Source organism: Pseudomonas sp. SCT (genome assembly GCF_003864275.1).
Classification (GTDB): Bacteria; Pseudomonadota; Gammaproteobacteria; order Pseudomonadales; family Pseudomonadaceae; genus Stutzerimonas; species Stutzerimonas stutzeri_AE.
Genome location: NZ_BDJA01000009.1, coordinates 83567 through 109183, shown reverse-complemented (window position 1 = coordinate 109183; position 25617 = coordinate 83567). Strand labels below are relative to the sequence as shown.

At 63.8% G+C, this 25617-nt stretch carries 24 protein-coding genes; 7 read left to right on the top strand and 17 right to left on the bottom strand.

The window, feature by feature from the left end; all coding sequences use genetic code 11:
• The first annotated feature begins 22 nt into the window (after positions 1 to 22).
• The 3 genes from nirD to cobA are packed head-to-tail and all read left to right on the top strand — an operon-like array spanning position 23 to position 3864.
• Positions 23 to 352 (top strand): nitrite reductase small subunit NirD, encoded by a 330-nt coding sequence (gene nirD / locus BHD08_RS19820; RefSeq protein WP_125024521.1) that lies wholly within the window; start codon positions 23 to 25, stop codon positions 350 to 352.
• Between the two features lie 43 nt (positions 353 to 395).
• Positions 396 to 3101 (top strand): nitrate reductase, encoded by a 2706-nt coding sequence (locus BHD08_RS19815; RefSeq protein ID WP_125024519.1) that lies wholly within the window; start codon positions 396 to 398, stop codon positions 3099 to 3101.
• A 25-nt stretch (positions 3102 to 3126) separates the two neighbouring features.
• Positions 3127 to 3864, top strand: a complete 738-nt coding sequence (gene cobA / locus BHD08_RS19810) for a uroporphyrinogen-III C-methyltransferase (protein ID WP_125024517.1) — start codon at positions 3127 to 3129, stop codon at positions 3862 to 3864.
• 73 nt (positions 3865 to 3937) lie between these two features.
• Here the strand turns inward: cobA and BHD08_RS19805 are convergent, their stop codons facing one another.
• From BHD08_RS19805 to BHD08_RS19770, 8 genes are all read right to left on the bottom strand, one after another.
• Positions 3938 to 6292: an RND family transporter gene (locus tag BHD08_RS19805; RefSeq protein WP_125024515.1), complete on the bottom strand. Its 2355-nt coding sequence runs from the start codon at positions 6290 to 6292 to the stop codon at positions 3938 to 3940.
• 16 nt (positions 6293 to 6308) lie between these two features.
• A complete protein-coding gene (locus tag BHD08_RS19800) occupies positions 6309 to 7307 on the bottom strand; it encodes a YCF48-related protein (protein WP_125024605.1) in 999 nt (332 codons plus the stop codon).
• 408 nt (positions 7308 to 7715) lie between these two features.
• Complete coding sequence (gene pepN / locus BHD08_RS19795) at positions 7716 to 10376, bottom strand: aminopeptidase N (protein ID WP_125024513.1); 2661 nt, start codon at positions 10374 to 10376, stop codon at positions 7716 to 7718.
• 214 nt (positions 10377 to 10590) lie between these two features.
• Positions 10591 to 11424, bottom strand: a complete 834-nt coding sequence (locus BHD08_RS19790) for a DUF2797 domain-containing protein (protein WP_125024511.1) — start codon at positions 11422 to 11424, stop codon at positions 10591 to 10593.
• The gene (locus BHD08_RS19785; protein WP_125024509.1) at positions 11424 to 11702 is read right to left on the bottom strand and encodes a YeaC family protein; all 279 of its coding nucleotides are present in this window, start codon (positions 11700 to 11702) and stop codon (positions 11424 to 11426) included. Before BHD08_RS19785 ends, BHD08_RS19790 begins: the two co-directional genes overlap by 1 nt.
• A 68-nt stretch (positions 11703 to 11770) precedes the next feature.
• On the bottom strand, positions 11771 to 12631 hold the full coding sequence (locus BHD08_RS19780) for a rhomboid family intramembrane serine protease (RefSeq protein WP_125024507.1): 861 nt from the start codon (positions 12629 to 12631) through the stop codon (positions 11771 to 11773).
• Entirely contained in the window at positions 12628 to 13599 is a 972-nt protein-coding gene (locus tag BHD08_RS19775) for a metallophosphoesterase (RefSeq protein ID WP_125024505.1), read from the bottom strand. The genes BHD08_RS19780 and BHD08_RS19775 overlap by 4 nt, the downstream gene beginning before the upstream one ends.
• The gene (locus tag BHD08_RS19770) at positions 13599 to 14486 is read right to left on the bottom strand and encodes an NAD(+) kinase (RefSeq protein WP_003280695.1); all 888 of its coding nucleotides are present in this window, start codon (positions 14484 to 14486) and stop codon (positions 13599 to 13601) included. Before BHD08_RS19770 ends, BHD08_RS19775 begins: the two co-directional genes overlap by 1 nt.
• A gap of 215 nt (positions 14487 to 14701) precedes the next feature.
• Here BHD08_RS19770 and BHD08_RS19765 point away from each other — a divergent pair, with 215 nt between their 5' ends.
• Positions 14702 to 15682 (top strand): DUF1853 family protein, encoded by a 981-nt coding sequence (locus BHD08_RS19765; protein WP_125024503.1) that lies wholly within the window; start codon positions 14702 to 14704, stop codon positions 15680 to 15682.
• A gap of 39 nt (positions 15683 to 15721) precedes the next feature.
• Positions 15722 to 16942, top strand: coding sequence for a chromate efflux transporter (chrA, locus tag BHD08_RS19760; RefSeq protein ID WP_125024501.1), 1221 nt, complete (start codon positions 15722 to 15724; stop codon positions 16940 to 16942).
• 4 nt (positions 16943 to 16946) lie between these two features.
• Here chrA and BHD08_RS19755 read toward each other — a convergent pair whose 3' ends face one another.
• On the bottom strand, positions 16947 to 17699 hold the full coding sequence (locus BHD08_RS19755) for a sulfite exporter TauE/SafE family protein (RefSeq protein ID WP_125024499.1): 753 nt from the start codon (positions 17697 to 17699) through the stop codon (positions 16947 to 16949).
• A gap of 108 nt (positions 17700 to 17807) precedes the next feature.
• Here BHD08_RS19755 and BHD08_RS19750 point away from each other — a divergent pair, with 108 nt between their 5' ends.
• Positions 17808 to 18764 carry a LysR family transcriptional regulator gene (locus tag BHD08_RS19750; RefSeq protein WP_015276756.1) on the top strand — a complete coding sequence of 319 codons (957 nt, stop codon included), beginning with the start codon at positions 17808 to 17810 and terminating at the stop codon, positions 18762 to 18764.
• A gap of 6 nt (positions 18765 to 18770) precedes the next feature.
• Here BHD08_RS19750 and BHD08_RS19745 read toward each other — a convergent pair whose 3' ends face one another.
• Together BHD08_RS19745 and speE are read right to left on the bottom strand one after the other, a co-directional pair.
• The gene (locus BHD08_RS19745; RefSeq protein ID WP_015276755.1) at positions 18771 to 19112 is read right to left on the bottom strand and encodes a ribonuclease E inhibitor RraB; all 342 of its coding nucleotides are present in this window, start codon (positions 19110 to 19112) and stop codon (positions 18771 to 18773) included.
• Between the two features lie 327 nt (positions 19113 to 19439).
• A complete protein-coding gene (gene speE, locus BHD08_RS19740) occupies positions 19440 to 20300 on the bottom strand; it encodes a polyamine aminopropyltransferase (RefSeq protein WP_125024497.1) in 861 nt (286 codons plus the stop codon).
• A gap of 187 nt (positions 20301 to 20487) precedes the next feature.
• On the opposite strand from speE, the gene BHD08_RS19735 reads away from it, so the two are divergent.
• On the top strand, positions 20488 to 21372 hold the full coding sequence (locus BHD08_RS19735) for a DNA-3-methyladenine glycosylase (protein ID WP_125024495.1): 885 nt from the start codon (positions 20488 to 20490) through the stop codon (positions 21370 to 21372).
• On the opposite strand, the gene BHD08_RS19730 is transcribed toward BHD08_RS19735, so the two are convergent.
• From BHD08_RS19730 to aroC, 6 genes are all read right to left on the bottom strand, one after another.
• A complete protein-coding gene (locus BHD08_RS19730) occupies positions 21369 to 21926 on the bottom strand; it encodes a histidine phosphatase family protein (RefSeq protein WP_125024493.1) in 558 nt (185 codons plus the stop codon). The two genes, BHD08_RS19735 and BHD08_RS19730, sit on opposite strands and share 4 nt — an antisense overlap.
• A 3-nt stretch (positions 21927 to 21929) precedes the next feature.
• Positions 21930 to 22121, bottom strand: a complete 192-nt coding sequence (locus BHD08_RS19725) for a PLDc N-terminal domain-containing protein (RefSeq protein ID WP_125024491.1) — start codon at positions 22119 to 22121, stop codon at positions 21930 to 21932.
• Positions 22122 to 22127: 6 nt separating this feature from the next.
• Entirely contained in the window at positions 22128 to 22337 is a 210-nt protein-coding gene (locus BHD08_RS19720; RefSeq protein ID WP_015276750.1) for a PLDc N-terminal domain-containing protein, read from the bottom strand.
• Between the two features lie 287 nt (positions 22338 to 22624).
• Complete coding sequence (locus BHD08_RS19715; RefSeq protein ID WP_125024489.1) at positions 22625 to 23170, bottom strand: acireductone dioxygenase; 546 nt, start codon at positions 23168 to 23170, stop codon at positions 22625 to 22627.
• A gap of 115 nt (positions 23171 to 23285) precedes the next feature.
• Positions 23286 to 24437, bottom strand: a complete 1152-nt coding sequence (locus tag BHD08_RS19710) for an MFS transporter (protein WP_125024487.1) — start codon at positions 24435 to 24437, stop codon at positions 23286 to 23288.
• Between the two features lie 74 nt (positions 24438 to 24511).
• Positions 24512 to 25603: a chorismate synthase gene (gene aroC / locus BHD08_RS19705; protein WP_015276747.1), complete on the bottom strand. Its 1092-nt coding sequence runs from the start codon at positions 25601 to 25603 to the stop codon at positions 24512 to 24514.
• Between the last annotated feature and the right edge of the window lie 14 nt (positions 25604 to 25617).

Here is a 25617-nt window from a genome sequence, read left to right as displayed (position 1 = left end):
ATCTGATCTGGAGAGACACCGCATGAACTGGCTCGATATCTGCGCACTGGATGAAATCAACCCGCTCGGCTCGCGCATCATCGCCGGCCCCAAGGGCGACATCGCGATCTTCCGCACCTCGGACGATCAGGTCTTTGCGCTCGACGACCGCTGCCCACACAAGGGCGGCCCCCTGTCGCAGGGGATCGTCTACGGCAAGCAGGTCGCCTGTCCGCTGCACAACTGGCAGATCGACCTGGCCAGCGGCGAGGCCTTGGCCCCGGACGTCGGCTGCGCCCATCGCCACGAGGCGCGCGTCGAGAATGGTCGCGTGCAGCTGTCGCTTAACCAGCGCAAGGATTGCGCGGCCTGAACACACCGCAGTTGACCAGCACCTTTTCCCTGGAGACGACGCCATGCGTATGACAACCGCCTCGACCTGCTGCTACTGCGGTGTCGGCTGTGGCGTGCTGATCGAGCACGACGGCGAGCGCATCCTCGATGTGGCCGGCGACCCCAGCCATCCGGCCAACTTCGGCAAGCTGTGCAGCAAGGGCTCGACCCTGCACCTGACCGGCGATCTGGACGCTCGCGCGCTCTACCCCGAGCTGCGTCTGGGCAAGGGCCTGGTGCGCAGCCGTACCGACTGGGACAGTGCCCTGGAGCACGCGGCCAGCGTATTCGCCGAGACCATCCGCGAGCACGGCCCGGACAGCATCGCCTTCTACGTCTCCGGTCAGTTGCTGACCGAGGACTACTACGCCTTCAACAAACTGGCCCGGGCCCTGGTCGGCACCAACAACCTGGATTCCAACTCGCGGCTGTGCATGTCCTCGGCGGTGGTCGGCTACAAGCGCAGCCTGGGCGCCGACGCCCCACCCTGCAGCTACGAGGACATCGAGCAGGCCGACTGCCTGCTGATCGCCGGCAGCAACATGGCCTACGCGCATCCGGTGCTGTTCCGCCGCCTGGAAGAAGCCAAGGCGAAGCGACCGGAGATGACCATCATCGTCGTCGACCCGCGGCGCACCGACACCAGCGAGCTGGCCGACCTGCACCTGCCGATCCTGCCGGGAACCGATGTCGCGCTGTTCCACGGGCTGCTGCATATCCTCATGTGGGAAGGCTGGATCGACCGCCGCTTCATCGATGCCCATACCGAAGGCTTCGATGCGCTGAAAAGCCTGGTGCGCGATTACACCCCGGCGATGGTCGCCGACCTCTGCGGCATCTCTGTCGATGATCTGCAAGCCTGCGCACGGCTGATTGGAAGCGCGCCAGCCTTCCTCTCCCTGTGGTGCATGGGCCTGAATCAATCCACCGCCGGCAGCGCCAAGAACAGTGCGCTGATCAACCTGCACCTGGCCACCGGACAGATTGGCAAGCCAGGAGCCGGGCCCTTCTCGCTGACCGGTCAACCGAACGCCATGGGCGGCCGCGAAACCGGCAGCCTGTCCAATCTGCTGCCCGGCCACCGCGATGCGACCAACGCCGAACACCGTGCAGAGGTTGCCGACTACTGGGGTATCGAGCAGCTACCGAAACAGCCCGGACTGTCCGCCATCGAGCTGTTCGAGGCGGTGCGCGCAGGCAAGATCAAGGCGCTGTGGATCGCCTGCACCAACCCGGCCCAGTCGCTGCCGGACCAACAGAAAGTCCATGAGGCCCTGGCGGCCTGCACCTTCGTCGTGGTGCAGGAAGCCTTCTTCACCACCGAAACCTGCCGCCACGCCGACCTTCTGCTGCCGGCCGCGAGCTGGGGCGAGAAGGAAGGCACGGTGACCAACTCCGAGCGCCGTATCAGCCATGTACGCCGCGCCGTACCGGCGCCCGCCGAAGCCCGTGCGGACTGGGCGATCACCTGTGATTTCGCCCGGCGCCTGGAACGCCACCTGCGCCCCGGTGCGCCGAGCCTGTTTGCCTTCGAGAATGCCGAAGCGCTGTTCGAGGAGTACAAGCCGCTCACTGCCGGTCGCGATCTGGACTACAGCGGCCTGAGCTATGCACTGATCGATACCCTCGGTCCGCAGCAGTGGCCATTCCCGCCGGGCAGCGAACAGGGCACAGCGCAGCTGTATGGCGACGGTGTGTTCCCCACTGCCAACGGCCGCGCGCGTTTTATCGCCGAGCATTATCAGGCGCCGAAGGAAAAGCGCGAGGCGCGCTATCCGCTGACGCTAAATACCGGCCGGCTGCGCGACCAATGGCACGGCATGAGCCGCACCGGCACCGCGGCGCGGCTGTTCGGTCATGTCGAGGAAGCACTGCTCGGCATGAACGCTGAAGACATGCGCCGCCGGCGTCTGCTGGACGGCCAGTTGGTGACGGTGAAAAGCCGTCGCGGCAGCCTGATCCTGCCGGTGCAGAAGGACGACAGCCTGCGTGCCGGCCAGGCCTTCCTGCCGATGCACTGGGGCGATCGCTTTCTCAAGGGGCTGGGCAGCAACGTATTGACTCTGGCCAGCGTCGATCCGCTGTCGAAGCAGCCGGAACTCAAGCACGCCGGCATCGAAGTCGAACAGGTCGAATTGCCCTGGCAGTTCTTTGCGCTGGTTGAAGGCGATGTGCAGCGACGCTTCGAGGCGCTGCGGCGATTGTTCGAAACCTTCGACTACGCCAGTTTCAGCCTCGGCGGGCGCGAACGCTCGGCATTGCTGATCCGCGCCGCCCGGAATGCGGCCCCAACGGCTGCCGAGCTGGACGCCATCGACAGCCTGCTCGGCCTCGACGAAGGCCCGGTGCTGGCCTATGACGACCCGCGTCGTGCAGTCGGCAAGCGCGTACGCATCGAGGAAGGCCGTATCGTCGCGTTGCGCCTGGCCGGCGAGACCGCCGCCCGGCAGTGGCTGCGCGGACTCTGGGAAAGCGGCAGCGCCGACGCCGAACTGCGTCGCTGGCTGCTGGCTCCACTCAGCGCGCCACCTGGCGGCGCGACCATCAACACCGACCGCACACTGTGCAACTGCATGAACGTCAGCCAGAGCAAGGTCCGTGCAGGCATCGAGCGCGGTCTCGATCTGACCGGCCTCAAGCAGGAACTCGGCTGCGGCACCAGCTGTGGCTCCTGCGTACCCGAAATCAAGCGTCTGCTGGCCAGCCAGCCGGAACGCGCACTTCTCTGATACCAACCAAGACGAGGATTACCCCATGAGCGCAAAAGTCTGGCTGGTAGGCGCCGGCCCTGGCGATCCGGAACTGCTGACTCTCAAGGCCGTGCGCGCGCTGGGCGAGGCACAGGTGGTGATGATCGATGACCTGGTCAACCCCGCCGTGCTCGAACACTGCCCGAACGCTCGCATCATCCCGGTGGGCAAGCGCGGCGGCTGCCGCTCCACACCGCAAGCCTTCATCCACCGTCTGATGCTGCGTTACGCCCGCCAGGGCAAGTGCGTGGTGCGCCTCAAGGGTGGCGATCCGTGCATCTTCGGCCGCGGTGGCGAAGAAGCCGAATGGTTGTCGGCACGCGGGATCGAGGTCGAGCTGGTGAACGGCATCACCGCCGGCCTGGCCGGCGCCACGCAATGCGGCATCTCGCTGACCCAGCGCGGCGTCGCCCGCGGCGTCACCCTGGTAACAGCGCACACGCTCGACGACAGCAGTCCGGAATGGCAGGCGCTGGCCAAAAGCGGCACCACGCTGGTGGTGTACATGGGTGTGAGCAAGCTGGAACAGGTGCAGGCCGGGCTGTTGGAGGGCGGACTTTCCGCCGGTACACCAGTGGCGATGATCGAGAACGCTTCACTGCCGCAGCAACGCGAATGCCGTTCGAGCCTCGGCGGCATGTGCCGCGATGCCTTGGCCTTCAAGCTGAAGAGCCCGGCGATCCTGGTGATCGGCGAAGTGGCCGCGCAGGCTGCATTCCAGGCGGTAAGCCAGAGCGCCTGATCTCAGCCGACCCATCACGATCCGCCATAAAAAAACGCGGCCCTAGGGCCGCGTTTTCGTTACTGCATGAACATCACGCCTTCTGACGCAGCTTCTCCGGCTTGATCAGGAAGCGCGCCAGGGCCGGCAGCAGCCAGATCGCGCCGACCATGTTCCAGAGGAACATGAAGGTCAGCATCATGCCCATGTCGGCCTGGAACTTGATCGCCGAGAACACCCAGGTCACCACGCCGATCGCCAGGCACACGCCGGTGAAGATCACCGCCTTGCCGGTGGATTTCAGAGTCTGGTAGTAGGCTTCCTGCAGGGTCATGCCCTGGCGCAGGAAGGATTCCAGACGGCTGTAGATGTAGATGCCGTAGTCCACACCGATACCCACGCCCAGCGCGATCACCGGCAGCGTGGCCACCTTGACGCCGACGCCCATGAAGGCCATCAGTGCGTTGCCGAGGATCGAGGTCAGCACCAGCGGCAGGATCACGCAGAGCGTGGCCGCCAGCGAGCGGAAGGTCAGCAGGCACATGATGCTCACAGCCAGGTAGACCGCGATCAGCATGGTGGTTTCCGACGCGGCGATGACCTCGTTGGTGGCCGCCTCGATACCGGCGTTACCCGCGGCCAGGACGAACTCCAGACCTTCGCGGTTGTTTTCCTCGGCGAAATCCTTCGCCGCGGCGACCACGTGCTCCAGCGTCTCCGCCTTGTGGTCGTTGAGGAACACCAGTACCGGCGCCAGCGAGCAGTCACTGTTGTACATGCCTTCGGCGCGGGCGATGGAGTTGTTCAACACATGCGGGTTACGCGACAGCGTTTCCCATTTCAGGCTGCCCTCGTTCATGCCCTTGATGCCCTGGCGCGCCACCGAGACCATCGACACCGCCGACTGTACGCCCTCGGTGTTCTGCATCTTCCACATCAGCTCGTCCATGGCGGCGAGCGTGTCGTAGTGCGAACAGCCTTCCGGCGCCGTCTTGACCATCACCACCAGTACGTCGGAGCTGGTCGAGTAATTGCGGATGACGAAGTCGTTGTCCAGGTTGTAGCGCGAATCCGGATGCAGTTCCGGTGCGCCCTGATCGAGGTCGCCGATCTTCAGGTTCTGGCCGTACCAGAGGCCACCGGCCAGCGCGACCACCGCGATGGTGATGGAGATCGGCGCCACCTTCGGACTGGCGAAGTTCGACAGCGCGCGCCAGAACGGATGATCACGCGAGGCTTCTTCACGGGCCTGCTTGATCGCCCGCTGGCTGATGCCCATATAGGAAATCGCCACCGGCAGCAGGATCAGGTTGGTCAGGATGATGACCGCCACGCCCAGCGACGCGCCGATGGCCAGCTCGCGGATCACGCCGATATCGATCAGCAGCAGGGTTACGAAACCCACCGCATCCGACAGCAACGCCACCATGCCGGGGATGAACAGCTGACGGAATGCCATGCGCGCCGCCGTAACCGGGTCTTCGGTGTAGCCGGAGGCCATGGCGATGCCGTTGATCTTCTGCACGCCGTGGGAAATACCGATGGCGAAGACCAGGAACGGTACCAGCATCGAGTACGGATCGAGGCCGAAGCCCAGCGTGTGCAACAGGCCGAGCTGCCAGGTCACGGCGATCAGCGTGGTGATCAACACCGCGATGGTGCTCTTCAGGCAACGGGTGAACCACAGCAGCAGGACGAAGGTGATGCCGATGGCGACGATGAAGAACAACGCCACGCCGACCAGCCCGTCGATCAGATCACCGACCTTCTTGGCGAAGCCGATGATATGCACCTTCACGTTCGGGTTCTGCGCCTGGTACTTCTCGCGGATCTTTTCTTCGAGCTCGTGGGAGAATTTCTGGTAGTCCAGCTTGATCTGCCGGCTCTGGTCTTCCGGGTCCGGGTAGGACTCGAGCAGCGGCACGTCGATGATGCTTGACTTGAAGTTGTTGGCTACCAGACGACCGATCTGGCCGGACTTGAGTATGTTGTCGCGCAGGTCATCCAGGCTTTCGGCCGAGCCATCGTAGGTCTGCGGGATCACTTCGCCACCGGCGAAGCCTTCCTCGGTGACCTCGGTCCAGCGCACGCTCGGGCTCCACAGCGACTTCATGTTGGAGCGGTCGACACCATGGATGTAGAAGACTTCGTCATGGATCTGCCGCAGCGTCTCCATGTACTCCTTGGAAAAGATGTCGCCCTCCACCGCTTCCACGGAAATCCGTACGGTGTTGCCGAGGTTGGCCAGGTCGTTCTGGTGCTCGAGCATCTTCTGGATGTAAGGATGCGCCAGCGGAATCATCTTCTCGAAGCTGGTCTGCGGCCGAACCTGGGCCGCCTGATAAAACAGGAACGCGCTGATCAGCAGGCAGAGTACGACGACTGCCGGCCGGTTGTTGAAGATCAGGCGTTCGAGGAACGACGCCGGCTTCTGTTGGTGCTTGGTCATGCAGACTCTCCCGGCTTTATTGTTTTGGGGCCAGATCCGCGCCCGATGGCGAGGCGATGCGAACACCGCCCTGCCCTACCAAGATCAGGTTGCCTTGGGAATCGGAGGTAACGCCCGACAGCGAACGGCGGTCGGGACGGTTGACGAGTTTGAAGCTGCGGCCCTGATCATCGCTGGTGAGCACGGCACCGCCGTGGCCGACCACCGCGATGCGACCATCGCGCAGCAGGCTGCCATCGGCCAGACCAGACTCCAGCGCCTGGCCGTTGCCGTTGCTGAGCTCGATGGCCTGCCAGCTGTCGCCGAAATCAGTGGAACGGAACAGGTGGCCGCGCAGGCCGAAGGCGATCACCACGCCTGGCTCCGAGCCGCCCACTACGCCGAAGAACGAACCCTTATAGGGCGATTCGACCCGTTCCCAGGTCTCGCCCATATCGGCGGAGCGGAACATGCCGCCCATTTCGCCAACCACGAACAGGCCGGAGCCTTCGATATGGGTGATGGCGTTGAGGTGGAAGCCGTCTTCGTTGTCGAGACGCTCGCTGATGTCATCCCAGCTCTGGCCGCCATCGATGGTTTCGATCAACGCGCCGTAGGCTCCGACGGCGATGCCGTGTTGGGTATCTTCGAACCAGACATCCAGCAGTGGCGCCTCGCGCTCGCGCTCCTCGTACTGCACCGCCCAGCTTTCACCACCATCGGCAGTAGCCAGTACCAGCGCGTCGTGTCCAACCGCCCAGCCATGCTTGTCATCGATGAAATCGATGGCAGTCAGCAGCTGACGTGTCGGCACCTTGGCCTGGGTCCAGCTATTGCCTTCGTCGTCGGAAAAGAGGATGTGGCCCCGATCACCCGCCGCAACGATACGGTCACCGGCCTGCGTGATATCGAGCAGAAGATTGGATGCGGCCTTGGCCGACTCGATCGAATAGCGAATCTGGCCATCGGTAGCGGCCTGAGCGGGCATCGATGCCGAGAGCAGCAGGAGCGAAAACGTGCCGCATAGCGAAAGCATGCCGGCAACCGATGAGTGAAAACGCGACGCCCTCGCCTGGTTTGCAACCTTGGCGCGGCCGGATAGTGTGCGCCGCAGAACGGGCTCACTCATACATACCCCCTTTATTCTTATTAGGTAAGGCCTGTAGTGCAGGCTCGGCCATCCTAGCCAGCTTACACAGACAGGCACAATTGGCCGGACGTTATGAATTGTTAACTCTCACGCAATGATTGACGCGTGATCACCCAGGCTGATTGGGCCAGTGGCCAGTATGGCGGCTGGCTGAGTCGACGTCGAAGTGGCGATCGGACGCGGAGTGCCGGCGCATGGTCACGATATGCAGAAGGTAGTTTTCGGGGACAGCAGCCCGGCAACAGGCTCGAGTCAGAGAAAGGCCGATCGCATTGCACGATCGGCCCAGGTGAATCAGGCGAGGCTCTTGCTCACCACTTCGTAGACGTCGCTGGAAAGCTCGCCGGAAGCGAGGATGCGCTCCAGCTCGCCCTTCATCAGCGCCTGGCGCGCGCTGTCGTACTTGCGCCAGCGGGTCAGCGGCGCCAGCAGGCGAGAGGCGATCTGCGGGTTCAGGGCATTGAGGGTGATCACCTGATCGGCAAGGAAGCGGTAGCCCGCACCATCGGCGCGGTGGAAGTTGACCAGGTTCTGGTTGGCAAAGGCACCGATCAGCGCGCGCACCTTGTTCGGATTCTTCAGCGTGAACGCCGTGTGCTGCATCAGCGTCTGCACGCGCTCCAGCCCGCCGGGCAACGGGCTGCCGGCCTGAACGCTGAACCACTGATCCATCACCAGCGGGTTGTCCTTGAAGTGCTCGGCGAACGTCTGCAGCGCCTTGTCGCGCTCTGCTTCGAATGGCGAGTTGACCAGCACGGCGAGCGCGGTCAGGCGCTCGGTCATGTTGTCGGCCTGCTCGAACTGCTCCAGACAGGCCGCGACGACCTCGGCTTTTTCGCTCAGCATCAGGTACGACAGCGCGATGTTTTGCAGCGCGCGACGAGCGAAGTGCTCGGCCGAGGCGACATAGGCGGTGTTGCGTGAGGTTTCGCGATTGGCCTGGTAGCGCTGCCACAGTGGCTCGAACAGCGCATCGGCGATGCGCTTGCGGGCGAACTCGCGTGCAGCGTGGATGGCATCGACGTCCGCCACTTCGCTGATTTCAGCCAGATAGGCTTCACCCGGCAGCGACAGCATCTCCGCTACCATCGCCGCGTCCAATTCGTCGTTCTGCAGCAAGGTGCGCAGCGCCGAGATCAGGCGCTCGTCCATCGCCAGCGCTTCACCACGCTGATGCTGACCGATCAGCTCCTGCAGCACCTGCACCGACAACTGCTGCCCCGCTTCCCAGCGGTTGAAGCCATCGGAATCATGCTGCATGAGGAACATCAGCTGGTCGCGGCTGTACGGGTAATCCAGCTTCACCGGCGCAGAGAACCCACGCAGCAGCGATGGCTGCGGGCGCTCGGCGACGTCGACGAAAGTGAAAGTCTGCTCGGCCTCGGTCACCGCCAGCACCCGGCTGGTCCCCACGGCAGTGGCTTCACCGTCCAGACGCAGCGGCATGTCCGAACCATCGGCAGCCAGCAGCCCAAGCTTCACCGGAATCACGAAGGGCTCTTTGGTCGGCTGGCCCGGCGTTGGCGGGCAGCTCTGGCGGAAGGTCAGACTGTAGGTCTTCGCCGCCTCGTCGTATTGCTCGCTGACCGCCAGGCGCGGCGTGCCGGACTGGCTGTACCAGCGCTTGAACTGGGTCAGATCGGCGCCGTTGGCGTCCTCCATGGCCTTGACGAAATCGTCGACGGTCACCGCCTGACCGTCATGCCGTTCGAAATAGAGGTCGCTGCCCTTGCGGAAGCCCTCTTCGCCCAGCAGTGTCTGGATCATGCGCACCACTTCGGCGCCCTTCTCGTAGACCGTCAGGGTGTAGAAGTTGGAAATCTCGATAAAGGATTCCGGGCGTACCGAGTGCGCCATCGGGCCGGCATCCTCGGCAAACTGGTGGGTGCGCAGGTAAGCGACGTCCTCGACGCGCTTGACCGTCGCCGAGTTCATGTCGGCGCTGAACTGTGAGTCGCGGAAGACGGTGAAGCCTTCCTTGAGCGACAGCTGGAACCAGTCGCGACAGGTCACGCGGTTGCCCGACCAGTTGTGGAAATACTCGTGGGCGACGATCGCCTCGACACGCTGGTGCGCGGCATCGGTGGCGGTTTCGGCGCGGGCCAGCACGGCGCTGGAGTTGAAGATATTGAGGCCCTTGTTCTCCATGGCGCCCATGTTGAAGTCGTTGACTGCGACGATCATGAAGATGTCCAGGTCGTACTCGCGACCGTAGGCCTCTTCATCCCACTTCATCGACTTCTTCAGGCTGTCCATGGCGTGCTGGCACTTGTCGACGTTCTCCGGCTCGACATAGATGCGCAGCGCCACGTCGCGACCGCTCATGGTGGTGAAGCTGTCTTCGATGGCCCAGAGGTCACCTGCAACCAGGGCGAACAGGTAGGCCGGCTTCTTGAACGGATCTTCCCAGGTTGCCCAGTGGCGACCGTTGTCCTCGCTGCCGCTGGCGATCGGGTTGCCGTTGGACAGCAGCACCGGATAGGCCTTCTGCTCGGCGCTCACGGTGGTGGTGAACTTGCTCATCACGTCCGGGCGGTCGAGGTAGTAAGTGATCTTGCGGAAGCCCTCGGCCTCGCACTGGGTGCAGAACATGCTGCCGGACTTGTACAGCCCTTCCAGCGCGGTGTTGCTTTCCGGGTGGATCACCACCGAGCTGTCGATGACGAAGCTGTCACTGTCCGGCTGCAGGGTCAGGCAGTCTTCGCTGAGCTGGTAGTCGCCTGCAGCCAGTTCGCGGTCGTTCAGCGCGATGGACAGCAATTCGAGTTCCTGCCCGTGCAGGTCCAGCGGTGGCAGCTTGCCGGACGGACGCTCGGGGTTGCGGCGCATCACCAGCTGGGCGTGCACCAGGGTGCGATCCTCGTACAGCTCGAAGGTCAGGTGGGTTTCATCGATCAGGTACTCGGGCGCCTGGTAATCCTTCAGATGAATGACTTTCGGTTGTTCGGTACGCATGGAAACCTCGTCGGCTGAGCTTCAAGCGGCTAGCTTCAAGCGGAAATATGGATGCCAGCCCGGAAACCGGGCTGCGGATGAGTTCGAGCTTAGCGCCTGTCGCAGCGGACTTGTAGGGTGGAAACGGCGCAGCCTTTTCCACGCGATGGTCCGGGCCGCTCGACTTGAGCCTGAGGGCGGGGCCAATCGGTGGATAAGCGAAGCGTTATCCACCCTACGCCGTAGCGCTGGCGGCGACCTGATAAGCGGTGAACTTGCGGATGTTGATGACGCCTGTATCGAGAATCAGGTACTGGCCCTTGATACCCTTGAGCGTGCCTTCGACCACCGGTGTCTTCTCCAGATCGAGGCTGACCACCTTGGTTGGATAGGCCTCGACCGGATAGCGAATCTCCAGCACTTCGGCATCCGCCACTGGCTGGATCGCCTGCAGCCCGTAGCGCTGCTGCAGCTCGCGCAGGCCATCGGCGCAGGCATCGAAGATCTGCTCACGCATCTCGATCAGGTCGATCGGCTCCGCATCGCCCTTGAGCAACGCCCGCCAGTTGGTGCGATCGGCCACCTGACTGCGCAGCAAGTCTTCAACCATGCCGGACTGCTGGCGCGTGGCGACGCGCATGATCGGCAGCGCCTGGCTGGCACCCTGGTCGAGCCAGCGCGTCGGCAGCTGCGTGGCGCGGGTGATGCCGACCTTGATGCCCGACGAGTTGGCCAGATACACCACGTGGTCGGTCATGCAGAAGTCCATGCCCCACTGCGGATCACGGCAGGTGCCGAAATCGTGATGGCATTTTTCCGGGCTCATGATGCAGACATCGCACTGCGGCAGCTTTTTGAAGCAGGGATAGCAATAGCCCTGGCTGAAGCTCTTGTTGGTCTTGCGCCCGCAATGGGTGCAGTTGATGGCGCCGAGGTATTCCAGCCGCAGAGTCTTGCCGATCAGCGGGTTGACCGGCACCAGCTCGTCGTTCAGACGGAAGGAATACTGCGCCGGCGCGCCCAGCTGGATCGACATCTTGCTCAGCGCACCGCGTCCCAATTCAAGCATCAGTGGCGAGTTCCCGAAGCGGGAGAGAACAGACTGGTATCAACGGCCGGCTCGGCCTTTTTGCTCTTGGAGCCGCATTCCTGACCACCCATGAAGCCGGTGCGCTGCTCTTCAGGGAGATTCTTCAGCTCCCAGGCGATCACCGCCTGCATGCAGGTTTCCTTCTGCTCGGGGGTCAGCTTGCGCCCATCAGCCCATTTGCCGAGTTCGAGGGCCTGCTTGAGGCTCTGGTAGATTTCCGGGGTGATGTTTTCGGCGGTTTGGATAAAGGTCGACATGGCCAGCTCCGAGGGAAACGAACGGCCATTCTACCGGGCAGTCATGCTTTAGGGAAAAGCCTCGCAAGCTAACGGCGGCGAGCGAGCATGCCGCCAATCACGCCGGTGACGCAGCCTGCGACCAACCCGCCCACATGCGCCGCATTGGCAATGGCCAGCGCGCCGAAACTGAGCACCTCGATGACGCCAGTGAGGCAGATCACCAGCCAAACCAGCATCAGCACCACCACGCCGGGCGGCAGCCGGTAGGCCTCGTTGGGGGCGAGTTTCTGGTACAGCCAGCAATGCCCGAGCAGGCCGTAGAGCACACCCGACAGGCCGCCGAAGATGCCCGGCCCACCGAACAGGTACTGGGCGAAGTTGGATACCAGGCCGAACAGCAGCGTCAGCGCCAGCAGCATCCAGGCACGCTGAAGGGCCTCAATGCGCCGCCCCAGCTCCCAGAACCACATGCTGTTCATCGCCAGATGCAGAATTCCGAAGTGCACGAAGATCGGCGTGATCAGCCGCCACCATTGTCCGGCAGCGAGTGTCTGCTCCAGCGAGGCGAAGTAGGCGTATTCACCGTCGATACGGAAGTCGACGAAGTTCAGCCAGCGGATCGTCGCGAAATTCTCACCAAGCATGGTGATAGCCGCGACAACCAGGGTGATGACCAACACCGCCGCGGTCAGCGGGCTGGCGCGCAGGGCGGCGACGAAACCGCCGCGGCGACGCGGCTGTTCGATGACGACGCTGTCATCGCCATGGGGATGCCGCGCGTACAGGTCACGAACCTGCTCGACGACCTCAACCGGCACACGCAGTACCTGTTGATCGCCCTCTTCCGAAACCCGGCACGGCACCCGCAGACGGCGCAGCAGGGCGATGAAGCCGCTGAGGTCTTCCGACAGCGGCAGGCGCAGCGCTTCGCTCACCTCGACACTCATGTTCGGAACACCGCGCAAACATCGACCCAGACGAACTTCGCCGGGTCTAGCCGGACTTCCTGATCCAGCCGATAGGCCACCAGTTTGCCGTTCTTCACCGCGCTGTAGTCCAGGCAGGCCAGATTGTCGCGCAGCGGCCCCGGCTGGCCGCGACGCCAATAGTGGCCGACGAACAACAGCGGCTCGTCCGGACCGTAGAGGAACAGGCGATTCTTCTGTTGCGCAGACAGCGGCATGCGCGCCGCATGGTCCGGCAGCCCATCGGGCTGGAACACCACGTCACCGTAGGTCTGTGGATTCTCTTCCCAGAACTTGGTGCGGAAGAAGGTACGCACGAAACCTTCCTCACTGGTCAGCGTCATGCCCTCGGGCAGCGGCATATCGGTGCCGCGCAGCAGCCGGTCCAGCGCCTGGCAGATGAAGGTGCCCGGCAGGCCGGCTTCGCGCAGGATTGCCGGATTGAGGCAGGCGTCGTTGAGAAACGGACGCAGGCGTGCGATCACCCAGCTGTCCCAGCAGGCATGCACCACGCGGAAGCGCTCGGATTCCAAGAACAGTGGCAACTCGTAGAACCATTCGCGGAACGCTCGCCACTCGTCCGGATACCGCTCGAACTGCTCGAACGTCTCCTGCAGCAGGCGGGCGAAGCGCGGCGTGCGGTCACGCACGAATTCCCGGCCGCTGCCCGGCGGAGCCGGCATGTACCAGCCCAGCGCATTGAACTCGTGGTTACCCATGATGCAGTAGGCTTGCCCACGATCGACCATGTCGTAGACCAGATGCAGCGCCTCGCGGATATGCGGGCCGCGGTCGATGATGTCGCCGAGGAAGATCACCTGTCGCCGCGAATGGCGCCAGACACCGCCCTGCAGGCGGTAGCCCAGCTGATCCAGCAGACGCGCCAGCGCACGACCGCAGCCATGCACATCACCGATCAGGTCGTAGCCGCGTTCGGGATCAAGCTGCATCAATCGCCCCCGCCGAGGCGACTGCCCCAGCCCAGCTTGGTTCGGCACACTTCGTAGTAGTTGTGATCCAGCGGGTGAATCAGGTGCAGCTTCTGCGGTTTCTTGCGCACCGTCACGGTGTCGCCCGGCGCGCAGGTGAAATGGTTCTGCCCATCGCAGGACACCTGGGGGTAGATCTGCATGTTCGGCGACACCACGATCTTCAGCTCGCTGTTGCCATCGACCACGATCGGGCGGCTCGACAAGGTATGCGGGTACATGGGCACGACGACGATGGCGTCCAGACGCGGATGCATGATCGGGCCACCCGCCGACAGTGAGTAAGCGGTGGATCCGGTGGGCGTCGCCACGATCAGGCCGTCGGCCTTCTGGCTGCAGACGAACTGGCCGTCGATGTACAGCTCGAATTCGATCATCCGCGTGGATTTGCCGGGGTGCAGCACCACATCGTTGAGCGCATCGCCCTCGCCGATCGGTTCGTCGAAGCGTCGCGCCTGGGCTTCGAGCAGGAAGCGATTCTCCAGCGTGTACTGGCCGTTGAGCACCTCGGCAACCTTCTCTTCCAGCTCATCCGGACGGATATCGGTGAGAAAGCCGAGACTGCCGCGGTTGATGCCCAATACCGGCACCCGGTGCTTGGCCATCGCGCGAGCGGCGCCGAGCAGGCTGCCGTCACCGCCAACCACGATCACCAGATCGCAGGATTCGCCGAGGCGCTGCCTGGATGATGTCTGCATGCCATGGCCCGGCAACACCTCGGCGATGTTTTCTTCGAGAATCACATGCAGATGGCGTTCGACGAGGAATCGCTTCAGCCGGCGGATGGTATCCAGCACCTGGGAGCTACCCAGGCGGCCGATGATGCCGATATTGCGGAATTGCTCCATTGACGTTCCCTGGTGTGGCTGGGCGGATGGTTGCGGGCAGTCGCAACGCTCGAAAAGTACCATGCAGCGCGCCGGCAACGTGACCGATCAGCGATCTGCGCCAGTCTGCATTCCACCAACAGGCGTTAGAGCGCCTGAGCGGCGGCGGTGTTCAGCGGCAGCGGATTATCGGCGAAACGCCAGACCATCAGCAAACCGACGGCTATGCTGCACCCATGAGCCTTCGCAGTCTTGCCGACCTCCCCCGCCGTCTCCAGCATCCGCAGGTGCGCGATCTTGCCTGGACGATTCTATCGCCACCCTTGTTGAGCGAAGCGCCGCAGCGCCAGCGCCATCCATTGCACGCAAGCCGCTGGAGCAGCGAGCCGGAGTTGTTGGCAGGTTGGCTGCTGCAGCAGGATGCCGGTCCGTCCATCCTCGAAGCCTGGCTGTCGCTGCACAGCATCCGACGGCTCGGCCTCTATTACGAACGCCTATGGCAGTACGCACTGTCCCAGGCGCCGGACATTCAATTGCTTGCAGCCAATCTGCCAGTTCGCCAGAACGGCACCACCCTGGGTGAGCTGGACCTGCTGTTCTGCGATGACGAGGGCGTGCACCACCTCGAGCTGGCGGTGAAGTTCTATCTCGGAACCGGACAAGGCGATGGCAGCCTGCACGCGCAATGGCTTGGCCCAGGCAGCCACGACCGCCTCGATCTCAAGCTGGCCCATCTGTGCGAGCACCAGCTGCCGCTGTGCAGCCAGCCGGCAACATTGGCCGTACTGGCGGAGCTGACCGGGCGTGCCGTGCAGAGCAGCTTCTGGCTAGGCGGCTATCTGTTCCAGCCGTGGCCCCAGGGCTGCAGACCACCACGCGGCGCGAATCCACTCCATCTGCGTGGACAGTGGTTGCGCCAGGCCGATTGGCCGGGTTTCACAGCAGGAACACCGGACTCGGTCTGGCAGCCCATTGCCCGTGCGGCCTGGCTGGCACCGGCGCGCATTGCACCTGCTGACGTGTGGGAGGCAAGCCGCTACGCCGATTGGCTCGCGGGCAATCCGGCGCAGGCCCGGGCGCAACTGCTGGCACGGCTGGAACCGGATACGGACGGCGTCTGGCACGAGCAGGAGCGGCTTTTTCTGGTTGCGGACGATTGGCCGCACAACGGCGCAGCGACGCTTGAACGTCACCAGCCTGACATGTTCAGCGGATAGAATGCCGCCCGACTCATCCCTGCACATTTCAGAACCCGCATGCCTAACGAATCTCACCGCGATACGGCAAACAGCCGACTCGGCGCCTGGACCATCTTTCTGGTGTTTCTTCGCCTCGGCCTGACTTCCTTTGGCGGGCCGGTGGCTCATCTCGGCTATTTTCGCACCGAGTTCGTCCAGCAGCGCCGCTGGCTCGACGAGCGCAGCTACGCCGACCTGGTCGCCCTGTGCCAGTTTCTCCCCGGACCAGCCAGCAGCCAGGTCGGCCTGGCGATCGGCCTGCTGCGCGGGGGCTATCGGGGCTCGCTTGCCGCCTGGGCCGGATTTACCCTGCCCTCAGCGGTCGCCTTGACGCTATTTGCGCTGGGCATCGCGCGGTGGGGTGATGCACTGCCGAATGGCTTTCTCCAAGGCCTGAAAATCGTCGCCGTGGCAGTGGTTGCTCAAGCCGTGTGGGGCATGGCGCGCACGCTGTGCACCGACGGGCCGCGAGTAGCCATCACCCTGACCGCCGCTAGCGCCGTGTTGCTGCTTCCCTTCATCTGGAGTCAGGTTGGCGTCATTCTTGTCGCCGGTCTGCTTGGATTGTTGATCTTTCGTCCAGTCGCCAGCGCGGCGCATGTAGCGGTGCCCGTAAGCGTGACAACGCGGATGGCATTGATGGCCTTGGCTTTGTTTTTCGCGCTGCTTGCCCTGCTCCCGCTGCTCGCCAGCGGCACGGGCAGCCAGGCTCTGGCCCAGGTCGATGCGTTCTATCGCACCGGCGCGCTGGTGTTCGGCGGCGGTCACGTAGTGCTGCCATTGCTGCAGGCGGAGGTGGTGCCGGCGGGCTGGGTGGACAACGATTCATTCCTGGCCGGTTACGGCGCTGCACAGGCGGTACCAGGGCCGCTGTTCACCTTCGCGGCGTTTCTCGGTGCCTCGATGAATGTCGGCCCCAGTGGCTGGCTGGGCGCGGCGCTGTGCCTGGTGGCGGTGTTCGCACCTTCGTTCCTGCTGGTGATCGGCGTGCTGCCATTCTGGGAAAAACTACGTAGTAATCGACGCACTCAGGCGGCGCTGGCAGGCGTGAACGCGGCGGTGGTCGGCCTGCTGTTGGCCGCGCTATACGACCCGGTTTGGACCAGCGGCATAAAGGCACCGGAACACTTCCTTCTGGCCCTCCTCGCGCTTGCCGCCCTGATGTACTGGAAGCTGCCGCCTTGGCTGGTGGTGGTCGGCGGGGCCTTCGGCGGCTGGGCGCTCGCGCTGCTGACTTGACCGATCAGCTTTCCAGGGCCAGCAGCACGGCGCTGGCCACCAGAAACAGGCTGAACAGCAACCGCAACAACCGCTCAGGCAAAGCATGCGCAAGCCTGACGCCAAGGCTGATGCTGAGCAGCCCACCGGCCGCCAGCGGAATCCCCAGCAGCCAGTTGACCTGACCGTGCAGCGCATAGGTGACCAGCGTGACGCCGGTACTTGGCGCTGCCAATGCCAGCGAAAGCCCCTGGGCGACCACCTGCGAGGCGCCGAATACGCTGGTAAGAATCGGCGTGGCGATGACCGCACCACCCACGCCGAACAGGCCGCCAGCTGCGCCGGCACCTGCACCGAGCAGACTGAGCCAGGGCCAGGAATGGCGCAGCTGACCGTTACCCGGCGTCGGACGCAGGAACACCCGCAGCAAGGTGTACGCGGCCAATGCCAGCAAGAAGCCGACGAACGCCATGCGCATGCGTCCGGCATCCAACGACACCGCAACGGCCGCGCCGAGGATCGCAAAGAGAAAACTGGTGCTGCCCAGCGCAACGGCATTGCGCCAGTCGATGCGATTGCGCTGGTGGTAGCGCCAGATGGCGAGCAGGACGTTGGGCACAACCATCACCAGTGCGGTGCCCTGCGCCAGTTGCTGGTCCAGGTCAAACAGCACACCCAGCACGGGAATCGCGATCAATCCACCACCGATACCGAACAACCCGCCGAGGCTGCCTAATGCCAGTCCCAGCAGCACGTTCAGTCCGATATCCAGCAACATTCGTCCGCTCCAACGTCAATGAGGCGCTTATGCTACGCCGCCATGGCTGGCACCGGTACGCATAGCCACGCACAATGGTTTTGCGAAAACCGCAAAAGCGAGAATCGAATGCTGCCCGATGCCCTCTCCGCCCAGCTGAACCTGTTCATCGACGTACTCGATACCGGCAGCTTTTCGGCGGCGGCGCGCCGCCATGGTCTGACGCCATCGGCAGTCGCTCGCCGTATCGATGCACTGGAACAAGCCCTTGGCTGCCAGCTGTTCAGCCGCACTACCCATGCCGTTCGCCCAATGCCGGCCGCGCTGGCATTTGCCGAGCGTGCACGGCGGATCGTCCAGGAACTGCACCTGGCGCGCGCGGAGGCTGCCTCGCTGGACAGCGCGCCGGAGGGTCGCATTCGAATCGACGCGCCAGCGCCGTTCGGTCGTCGCCATCTGGCCCCGGCACTGGCCGAGTTTCTCCAGGCCTACCCCGGGGTGGACATCCAGCTGCGGCTGATCGACAGCTTCGTCGATCTGCACGGCGAGCACCTGGGTGAGGTAGATCTGGTTCTGCGTATCGGCCCGCTCGCCGACACGCGGCTGGTCGCCACGCCGCTGGCGCCGATGGTGCGCATCGTCTGTGCCAGCCCGGCCTATCTGGAACGTCGCGGGGTGCCGCTGCAACCGGAAGAACTCCCCGAGCATGACGGGCTGGACTGGGATGCGCTGGCGCCGCCCCACGCCTGGCGGTTCGAACGTGGCGGTCGGCCACAGCTGCTGCGGCCGGGCCGAATGCGCATGGTGGCGAACAACGCCGAGGCACTGCTGACCGGCACGCTGGCCGGGCTCGGCATCGCGCACCTGCCAACCTGGCTGATCAGCGATCAGCTGTTGCGCGGCGAGCTGCTGCCGTTGTTCTGCGAAGGGGGGTTACCGCAACCGGAAGCCAGCGGCATCTACGCGCTGCGTCTGACCCGAGAAGCTGACTCGCGCAGTCGCTTGCTGCTGGAGTTTCTGAAGAACCGCTTCGGCCCGGTCCCTCCCTGGGACCAGGCACTTCAGAGCGGTTTCAAGAGAGGATGAAAAGGATCAGACGCTCAGACCTTCGATTTCCTGGGTGACACCCCAGCCATCGAGCACTCCGCCGAGAGGTTCGACGAGGTGTTCGAGGTCCTGCTCGAAATCGCCGATGCCATCGAACGTTGCATACATCACTTTGCTTATCTGCAGATTCCAGCTTCCGTCCTCACGCGGAAACACCTGGGTATTGATGGTTTCGCCGCGAAAGTTCTGTGCGGCTATCTGGGCGCGGTCCTGTTCCGGGAATACCGCGTAGAACTCGATGGGATGGACTCGGGCAAAATCGAAACCGCCCTCCTTCATCCGGCGCAGAACGGTGCTGCTGACATCCTCGTGGAAGGTGGTGCTCATAAATCAACCTCCTCTCATACCTGGATGAAGTTGCCACGAGCTCAGCGGGAGATCGGCTCCGTCGTCAAGACATCGGGCAAACGGAAGTCGCAACAGCTAGTCGAAGAGACGCGGTGGACACTGTCCACGCTGACAAGCTAGCAGGCCGCGAAGCTGACTGCACGGGCTATGTGGCAAACCGCCACGCCAGCTTCAGCGATCACGACCTCATGTCAGTAGAACCCCGTGACGTACCGGCAGTTCAACATGCCTGCGGACGCAAAGCGGCCCGCCCCGTTGCCGGGGCGGGCCGCCGAGCTGCGATTGCCGACCTATCCGCAGCTGAGCTCAGTCGTTGCTGGGCTTGGCGATCGCGTGCAGAACGTACTGAGGCAGTGCGAACGCAGCGATGTGCACGTGCGGGTTGTAATAGCGTGTAACGATGCCGCTGCCGACGAAACGCTGCAGCAAGGTTTCCAGCGGCAGCTTGCGACTCTCGGCGTTGCAGGCGCCCCAGGCGAAAGCCATTGAGCCACCCAGATAGGTAGGCACTGCTGCCTGGTAGAAGTGCCAATCGGCAAACAGGCCATGCAGGCGCTTGGCAGTCGTCTGCACCTCGCCCAGCTGCATGAAGGGCGTGCCGTTCTGAGTGACTAGGATGCCACCGTCGTTCAGGCAACGCCGGCAGGCCTGATAAAAGTGCTCTGAAAACAGCGCCTCGGCAGGACCGATGGGATCGGTGGAATCAGAAATGATGACGTCGAACTTCTCCTCGGTATTCGTCACGAAGTGCATGCCGTCAGCGATCACCAGTTTCAGCCGCGGATCATCGAAGGTTCCAGCGGAATGGTTCGGTAGGAATTCCCTGCATGTTTCCACCACGGCGCCATCGATCTCGACCATGGTGATGCTTTCGATATCGCGGTGGCGCGCCACTTCGCGCAGCACACCACCGTCACCGCCACCGATGATCAGCACGCGGCGCGCCAATCCATGGGCCAGGATCGGCACGTGGGCAAGCATCTCGTGATAGATGAACTCGTCGGCTTCGGTGGTCTGGATCACGCCATCGAGGGCCATGACCCGACCCATGCGCGCGTTCTCGAAGATCACCAGATGCTGATGCTCGGTACGCACTTCGTGCAGCAGCTTGTCGATCTGGAACCGCTGGCCGTATCCCTCGAAGAGAGTTTCCTGAAAGTCACTCATGGGGTATCTCCGTTGGCAGACACCGGCACAGCGCTCCGGTGTCTGAAGCTGGCTGAGGTGACGGACGATCCGAATCGCCCACCGAAAAGAGAGGCATTCTACGTTGGCCAACATGACAGCGGGAGGCGTGGGACTGGAAAGCACACTTCGGGGCGACAAAGTGAATGACGGACGCTAGTGTCTGGTTATGACCGAAACCTTGCATTTGCCCTACCTGCAACCCTGGGACTGGCAACAGTTCCATCGGCATTTTGCCCTGCGTCTGCTGCCGGGCGTGGAGCGCCTGGACGCCGACGGCTACGCCCGCACGTTGCGCCTCGGCGACGCCCGCGGCTGGCTCAGCGTGCGAGCGCTGGCCGATCGCCCGGCCCTCGAAATGACTCTCAGCGATTCCCTGCAGCACGCCGCCAAACCGCTGGTCAGCCAGGTACGCAAGATGTTCGACCTGGACGCCGACCCACAAGCCATCGCGGCGCATTTCACCAGCGATCCGACATTGGGGCCGCTGATTGCGGTACAACCCGGCCTGCGTCTGCCCGCCGCCTACGACCCTTTCGAACAGGCCGTGCGGGCGGTGGTCGGCCAGCAGGTCACGGTCAAAGCGGCGGTGACCATCACCCGTCGTCTCGTGGAGCGGCTGGGCGAGCCACTGCAGGGCGCACCCTCGGGGCTGGAACTGCTTTTCCCTACCGCCCGGGCGATCGCCGATGATCCATTGGAGAACATCGGCATGCCAGCCAGACGCGCACAGGCTCTACGACGCCTGGCGGCGGCGGTGGCTGACGGAGCACTGCAGCTGCATGTGGAGGATGGTGCCGACGCACTGGTCAGAAAGCTCTGCGAACTGCCGGGGATCGGCCCGTGGACGGCCGAGTACATTGCCTTGCGCGGATTCGGCGTTGCGGATGCCTTTCCAGCGGCCGATCTGGGGCTGCTCAAAGCCCCGCTGTGGGGAAACGGCGGTATCACCGCAAAGGCGCTGACGGCACGCGCCGAAAGCTGGCGGCCCTGGCGGGCCTACGCCGCCATCCACATCTGGGATAACTACGCCAAAGGAACCAAGGCTGGCTAGGACGGAGCATGGCGCGCCAATATCACCGGCGGCTCTGCGAGCGGCAGCGCCACAATCAGCCCCTCTCCCGATTGCGGGAAGATGCCGGTCAGCGCAGTGATGTTGACCTGATGGGTCACCAGTACCGCGACCAAGCCCGGCTCCAGCGCCCCGACCGCCTGACGCAGCGCGGCAGTGTACCGTCGCTCGGTTGCGGGCAATGCAAAGAAGGAGTCCAGCGCCGGGAGCGCTTCAACTTCACCAAGGGCCATGCCCTCCGCCGTGTCCCGCGCCCGGCACCAGCGGCTGCTCAAGATACGAGCGTTGGTGATGCCGGCGTCGCGCAGCCGCACACCCCATTGTCGGGCCTCGGCACGGCCACGCTCGTCGAGGTTGCGCTGGGTGGTGCAGTCGTCGAGGCGAAAGCCGTCAGGGTCACCGAGGCCGGGCGCCGCTGCATGGCGCATGATCAGAACAGCACGTCCCTCACGCAGCGCCTGCCACCCACCGCGGTCATCTGCCTGCGCCACTTCAAGGCTGAACAGCAGGCAGATCAACAGGCCAGCGCGACCCACGGTCTACAGTCGTGCCTTGCCGAACGGCCCGGCAGCGACCGCCCACATGATCAGGCCGACCACCGGCAGCAGGACGATTACCAGTGACCAGATCACCTTGCGGCCCATCTCGATGGAGCTGCGCCAGACCTGCACGATCGCCAGGATATCCAGCACCAGCACCAGAATGGCGAACGGACCGCTCAGGCTTTCCACCACGGATTACCGGTATGGCCCGCGCGCATCGGGACGATTGCCACGCGGCCCCATGATTCCCCAGATGATCAGGCCGAGCACCGGCAGGAGGACGATCAACAGAACCCAAAGCACCTTCTTGCCGCTGGTGCTGTCGCTGCGAACGATGCTGATGATTGCCCAGATATCCAGTATCAGGATGAGCAGGCCGAAAATACCGCCGAAGGCATCTCCCATGGGTTCGCTCCTGTTTGGGTGAGTACCTAATCTAGGATGCCAGCGCGGCGGCAGGGTTCAGTTCCCAGTCCAGAGCGGCTCGATAGCGGGCGCTGACGAATCCAGCCGAGCAGTATCTGGATGACGCGCTTGATACCGACATCGGCCTCGCCGCCTTCGCGACGCGCTGCTTCGCTGCGCAGCGCCGGTGCGAAGGCGGATGTACGCCTGCGATGCGCGTCGATGATGAAGCTAAGCGCGCTTGCGGTGCCTGCGGCGATATCGGCGAGGACGCGTTGACCGGCGTCTCAGTCGTCCAATCGCGGGAACTGATCGGCAATGCTTTCGCCGGTGTACTCGGCGACCCAGCCTTCGGGGTTTTTGAACAGGCGGATGGCGACGAAGTGCGGCTCCTCGCCCATGTCGAACCAGTGGCGTGTGCCGGCGGGCACTGAGATCAGGTCATTCTTTTCGCACAGTACGGCGTAGACCATGTCCTCGATGTGCAGACTGAACAGCGCGCGCCCGGCGACGAAGAAGCGCACCTCGTCTTCAGCGTGTCGATGCTCGTCGAGGAACTTCGCGCGCAGCTCGTCCTTCTGTGGATGGTCGCGGGTCACGCTGATCACATCGACCGTGACGAAGCCGCGCTCGGTCATGAGCTTGTCGATCTGCGGCCGGTAGGCGGCAATCACCTCTTCCTGGCTGGCCCCGGCGGCAATTGGCGCGTTGGCTTCCCAGCGCTCCACCTGCACACCGACCTTGGCCAGCGTCGGGGCGATGTCTTCGAGGTGGGTCAGCACCTTGAGCGGCTGATCGGGGCGGGTCTCGTGGTAGACGCTGAGGACACTCATGTTCGGCTCTCCGAAAAGTCGTCTGGTCGGTCGCTACCGGCCAGGCAGGAATTTAGCTGGGCTGCAGGGCGCCATTCTCAGTTCGCGCCCGAAAGAAATTGGCGGCGCGTGATTGTCAGGCTCGGTTCTCCTGCAAGCGGAAGGCAATGATAACGGCTGCGGCCAATGCCGCCAGGCTGGCGATGGCGAAGGACCAGCCCGGCCCAAGACCGGACCAGGCATAGCCGGCGTAAAGTGCACCCAGGGCCCCACCGATACCGGACAGACTGGCGTACAGCGCCTGGCCCTGGCCCTGCTGGCGGTGGCCGAAACTGCGCTGAACGAAGTGAATGGCCGCGGCATGGAAGCTGCCAAACGTAGCGGCGTGCATCAGCTGTGCAATCAGCAGCACCGCAAGATGATCGGCGAACTGTCCCAGTAGGACCCAGCGCAGCGCGGCAATCAGGAAACTGGCCAGCAGCACCTGGCGCAGGGAGAAACGCTCGAGCAGGCGCGCCATGCCCAGAAACAGCAGGATTTCCGCGACCACGCCCAGCGCCCACATCAGCCCGATGAAACTGCGGCTGTAGCCGAGCGCTTCGAGGTGGATGCTGAAGAAGGTGTAATACGGGCCGTGTGCCAGCTGCATCAGCGCCACGCAGGCGTAGAAAGCCAGCACACCAGGACGCCGCAGCTGAGCGAGAAAACCACCCTGCCCGGCCACCTCGGCGCGCTGGCGCGGGTGGGCATTGGGCACCCAGAAGCTGCTCAGCACGATACCGACCATGACCACGGCCACCGCTGTCGGGTAGAGATCAAGACTCAGCCGCTGGAACAGCAGCCCGAGCCCGACCACCGCGAGGATGAAACCGATGCTGCCCCACAACCGGACCTGGCTGTAGCGCTCCGCCTGTTCATGCAGATGGGCCAGGGTAATGACTTCGAACTGCGGCAGCACCGCGTGCCAGAAAAAGGCATGCAACGCCATCACCATCGCCAGCCAGGCAAAGCTCTTGTCGAAAAAGATCAGCCCGAAGGACAACAAGGTGCACAGCGCACCGAGGCGAACGATCTCCAGCCGACGCCCGGTGGCATCGCCCAACCAGCCCCATAAATTCGGCGCCAGGCAACGCATCAGCATGGGAATGGCGATCAGCTCACCGATCCGCTCCGGCGAAAAGCCCAGATGATCGAAGTACAGGCCGAGAAACGGCGCCGTGGAGCCGAGCAAAGCGAAGTAGAAAAAATAGAAGCCGGACAGGCGCCAGTACGGCAGCGGAGCATTCATACGCGGCAGGCTTCAGGCCGCAAACGGAGGCATAGAGGCCAACCGTGTGCGGCTCGCAGCGTGTCGATTGCTGGTCAAAGCTGGCCTAGCACCGGTGTCGTCACCTGCACGTCGGCGTTCTGGCCGCGATTACGCAGCAGGTGATCGAGCAGCACGATGGCCATCATCGCCTCGGCGATCGGCGTGGCACGAATGCCGACGCACGGGTCATGGCGGCCCTTGGTGATGACATCGACCGGCGCACCACTCACATCGATCGAGTGGCCCGGCGTGGTGATGCTGGACGTTGGCTTGAGCGCCAGATGGGCAATGATCGGTTGCCCCGAAGATATGCCGCCGAGAATGCCGCCGGCATTGTTGGAGAGGAATCCCTGCGGCGTCAGCTCGTCGCGGTGCTCGGTGCCACGCTGGGCGACCGAAGCGAAACCGGCGCCGATCTCCACGCCCTTCACCGCGTTGATGCTCATCAGCGCGTGGGCCAGCTCCGCGTCGAGGCGGTCGAAGATCGGCTCACCGAGGCCCGGCGGCACGCCCTCGGCGACCACGGTGATCTTCGCACCCACCGAATCCTGATCGCGACGCAGCTGGTCCATGTAAGCCTCCAGCTCCGCCACCTTGTCCGGATCGGGGCTGAAGAAAGCGTTCTGCTCGACGCTGTCCCAGGTCTTGAACGGAATTTCGATCGGGCCGAGCTGGCTCATGTAGCCGCGCACCTGAATGCCCAGCGTCGCCAGGTACTTCTTGGCGATGGCGCCGGCCGCCACGCGCATGGCAGTCTCGCGCGCGGAGCTGCGGCCACCGCCACGGTAGTCGCGCACGCCGTACTTGTGGTGATAGGTGTAGTCGGCGTGGGCCGGGCGGAACTGGTCCTTGATCGCCGAGTAGTCCTTGGACTTCTGATCGGTGTTGCGGATCAGCAGGCCGATCGGGCAACCGGTGGTCTTGCCCTCGAATACGCCGGAGAGGATTTCCACCTCGTCGGCTTCCTGGCGCTGGGTCGTGTGCCGGCTGGTGCCCGGCTTGCGACGGTCGAGGTCGCGCTGCAGATCTTCCAGCGACAGCTCCAGCCCGGGCGGGCAACCGTCGACGATGGCCACCAGCGCAGGACCATGGCTTTCGCCGGCAGTGGTGACGGTGAACAGCTTGCCGTAGGTATTGCCGGACATGCAGGACGCTCCGC

Bases quoted from the DNA above. Each gene is read 5' to 3' on its own strand.
- BHD08_RS19750 (WP_015276756.1), top strand. From the start codon at position 17,808: ATGCTGCCCGATGCCCTCTCCGCCCAGCTGAACCTGTTCATCGACGTA.
- BHD08_RS19745 (WP_015276755.1), bottom strand. From the start codon at position 19,112: ATGAGCACCACCTTCCACGAGGATGTCAGCAGCACCGTTCTGCGCCGG.
- BHD08_RS19755 (WP_125024499.1), bottom strand. From the start codon at position 17,699: ATGTTGCTGGATATCGGACTGAACGTGCTGCTGGGACTGGCATTAGGC.
- BHD08_RS19785 (WP_125024509.1), bottom strand. From the start codon at position 11,702: ATGTCGACCTTTATCCAAACCGCCGAAAACATCACCCCGGAAATCTAC.
- BHD08_RS19775 (WP_125024505.1), bottom strand. From the start codon at position 13,599: ATGCAGCTTGATCCCGAACGCGGCTACGACCTGATCGGTGATGTGCAT.
- BHD08_RS19770 (WP_003280695.1), bottom strand. From the start codon at position 14,486: ATGGAGCAATTCCGCAATATCGGCATCATCGGCCGCCTGGGTAGCTCC.
- cobA (WP_125024517.1), top strand. From the start codon at position 3,127: ATGAGCGCAAAAGTCTGGCTGGTAGGCGCCGGCCCTGGCGATCCGGAA.
- BHD08_RS19815 (WP_125024519.1), top strand. From the start codon at position 396: ATGCGTATGACAACCGCCTCGACCTGCTGCTACTGCGGTGTCGGCTGT.
- chrA (WP_125024501.1), top strand. From the start codon at position 15,722: ATGCCTAACGAATCTCACCGCGATACGGCAAACAGCCGACTCGGCGCC.
- BHD08_RS19765 (WP_125024503.1), top strand. From the start codon at position 14,702: ATGAGCCTTCGCAGTCTTGCCGACCTCCCCCGCCGTCTCCAGCATCCG.
- aroC (WP_015276747.1), bottom strand. From the start codon at position 25,603: ATGTCCGGCAATACCTACGGCAAGCTGTTCACCGTCACCACTGCCGGC.
- speE (WP_125024497.1), bottom strand. From the start codon at position 20,300: ATGAGTGACTTTCAGGAAACTCTCTTCGAGGGATACGGCCAGCGGTTC.
- pepN (WP_125024513.1), bottom strand. From the start codon at position 10,376: ATGCGTACCGAACAACCGAAAGTCATTCATCTGAAGGATTACCAGGCG.
- BHD08_RS19720 (WP_015276750.1), bottom strand. From the start codon at position 22,337: ATGGGAGATGCCTTCGGCGGTATTTTCGGCCTGCTCATCCTGATACTG.
- nirD (WP_125024521.1), top strand. From the start codon at position 23: ATGAACTGGCTCGATATCTGCGCACTGGATGAAATCAACCCGCTCGGC.
- BHD08_RS19710 (WP_125024487.1), bottom strand. From the start codon at position 24,437: ATGAATGCTCCGCTGCCGTACTGGCGCCTGTCCGGCTTCTATTTTTTC.
- BHD08_RS19800 (WP_125024605.1), bottom strand. From the start codon at position 7,307: ATGCTTTCGCTATGCGGCACGTTTTCGCTCCTGCTGCTCTCGGCATCG.
- BHD08_RS19735 (WP_125024495.1), top strand. From the start codon at position 20,488: ATGACCGAAACCTTGCATTTGCCCTACCTGCAACCCTGGGACTGGCAA.
- BHD08_RS19715 (WP_125024489.1), bottom strand. From the start codon at position 23,170: ATGAGTGTCCTCAGCGTCTACCACGAGACCCGCCCCGATCAGCCGCTC.
- BHD08_RS19805 (WP_125024515.1), bottom strand. From the start codon at position 6,292: ATGACCAAGCACCAACAGAAGCCGGCGTCGTTCCTCGAACGCCTGATC.
- BHD08_RS19780 (WP_125024507.1), bottom strand. From the start codon at position 12,631: ATGAGTGTCGAGGTGAGCGAAGCGCTGCGCCTGCCGCTGTCGGAAGAC.
- BHD08_RS19790 (WP_125024511.1), bottom strand. From the start codon at position 11,424: ATGCTTGAATTGGGACGCGGTGCGCTGAGCAAGATGTCGATCCAGCTG.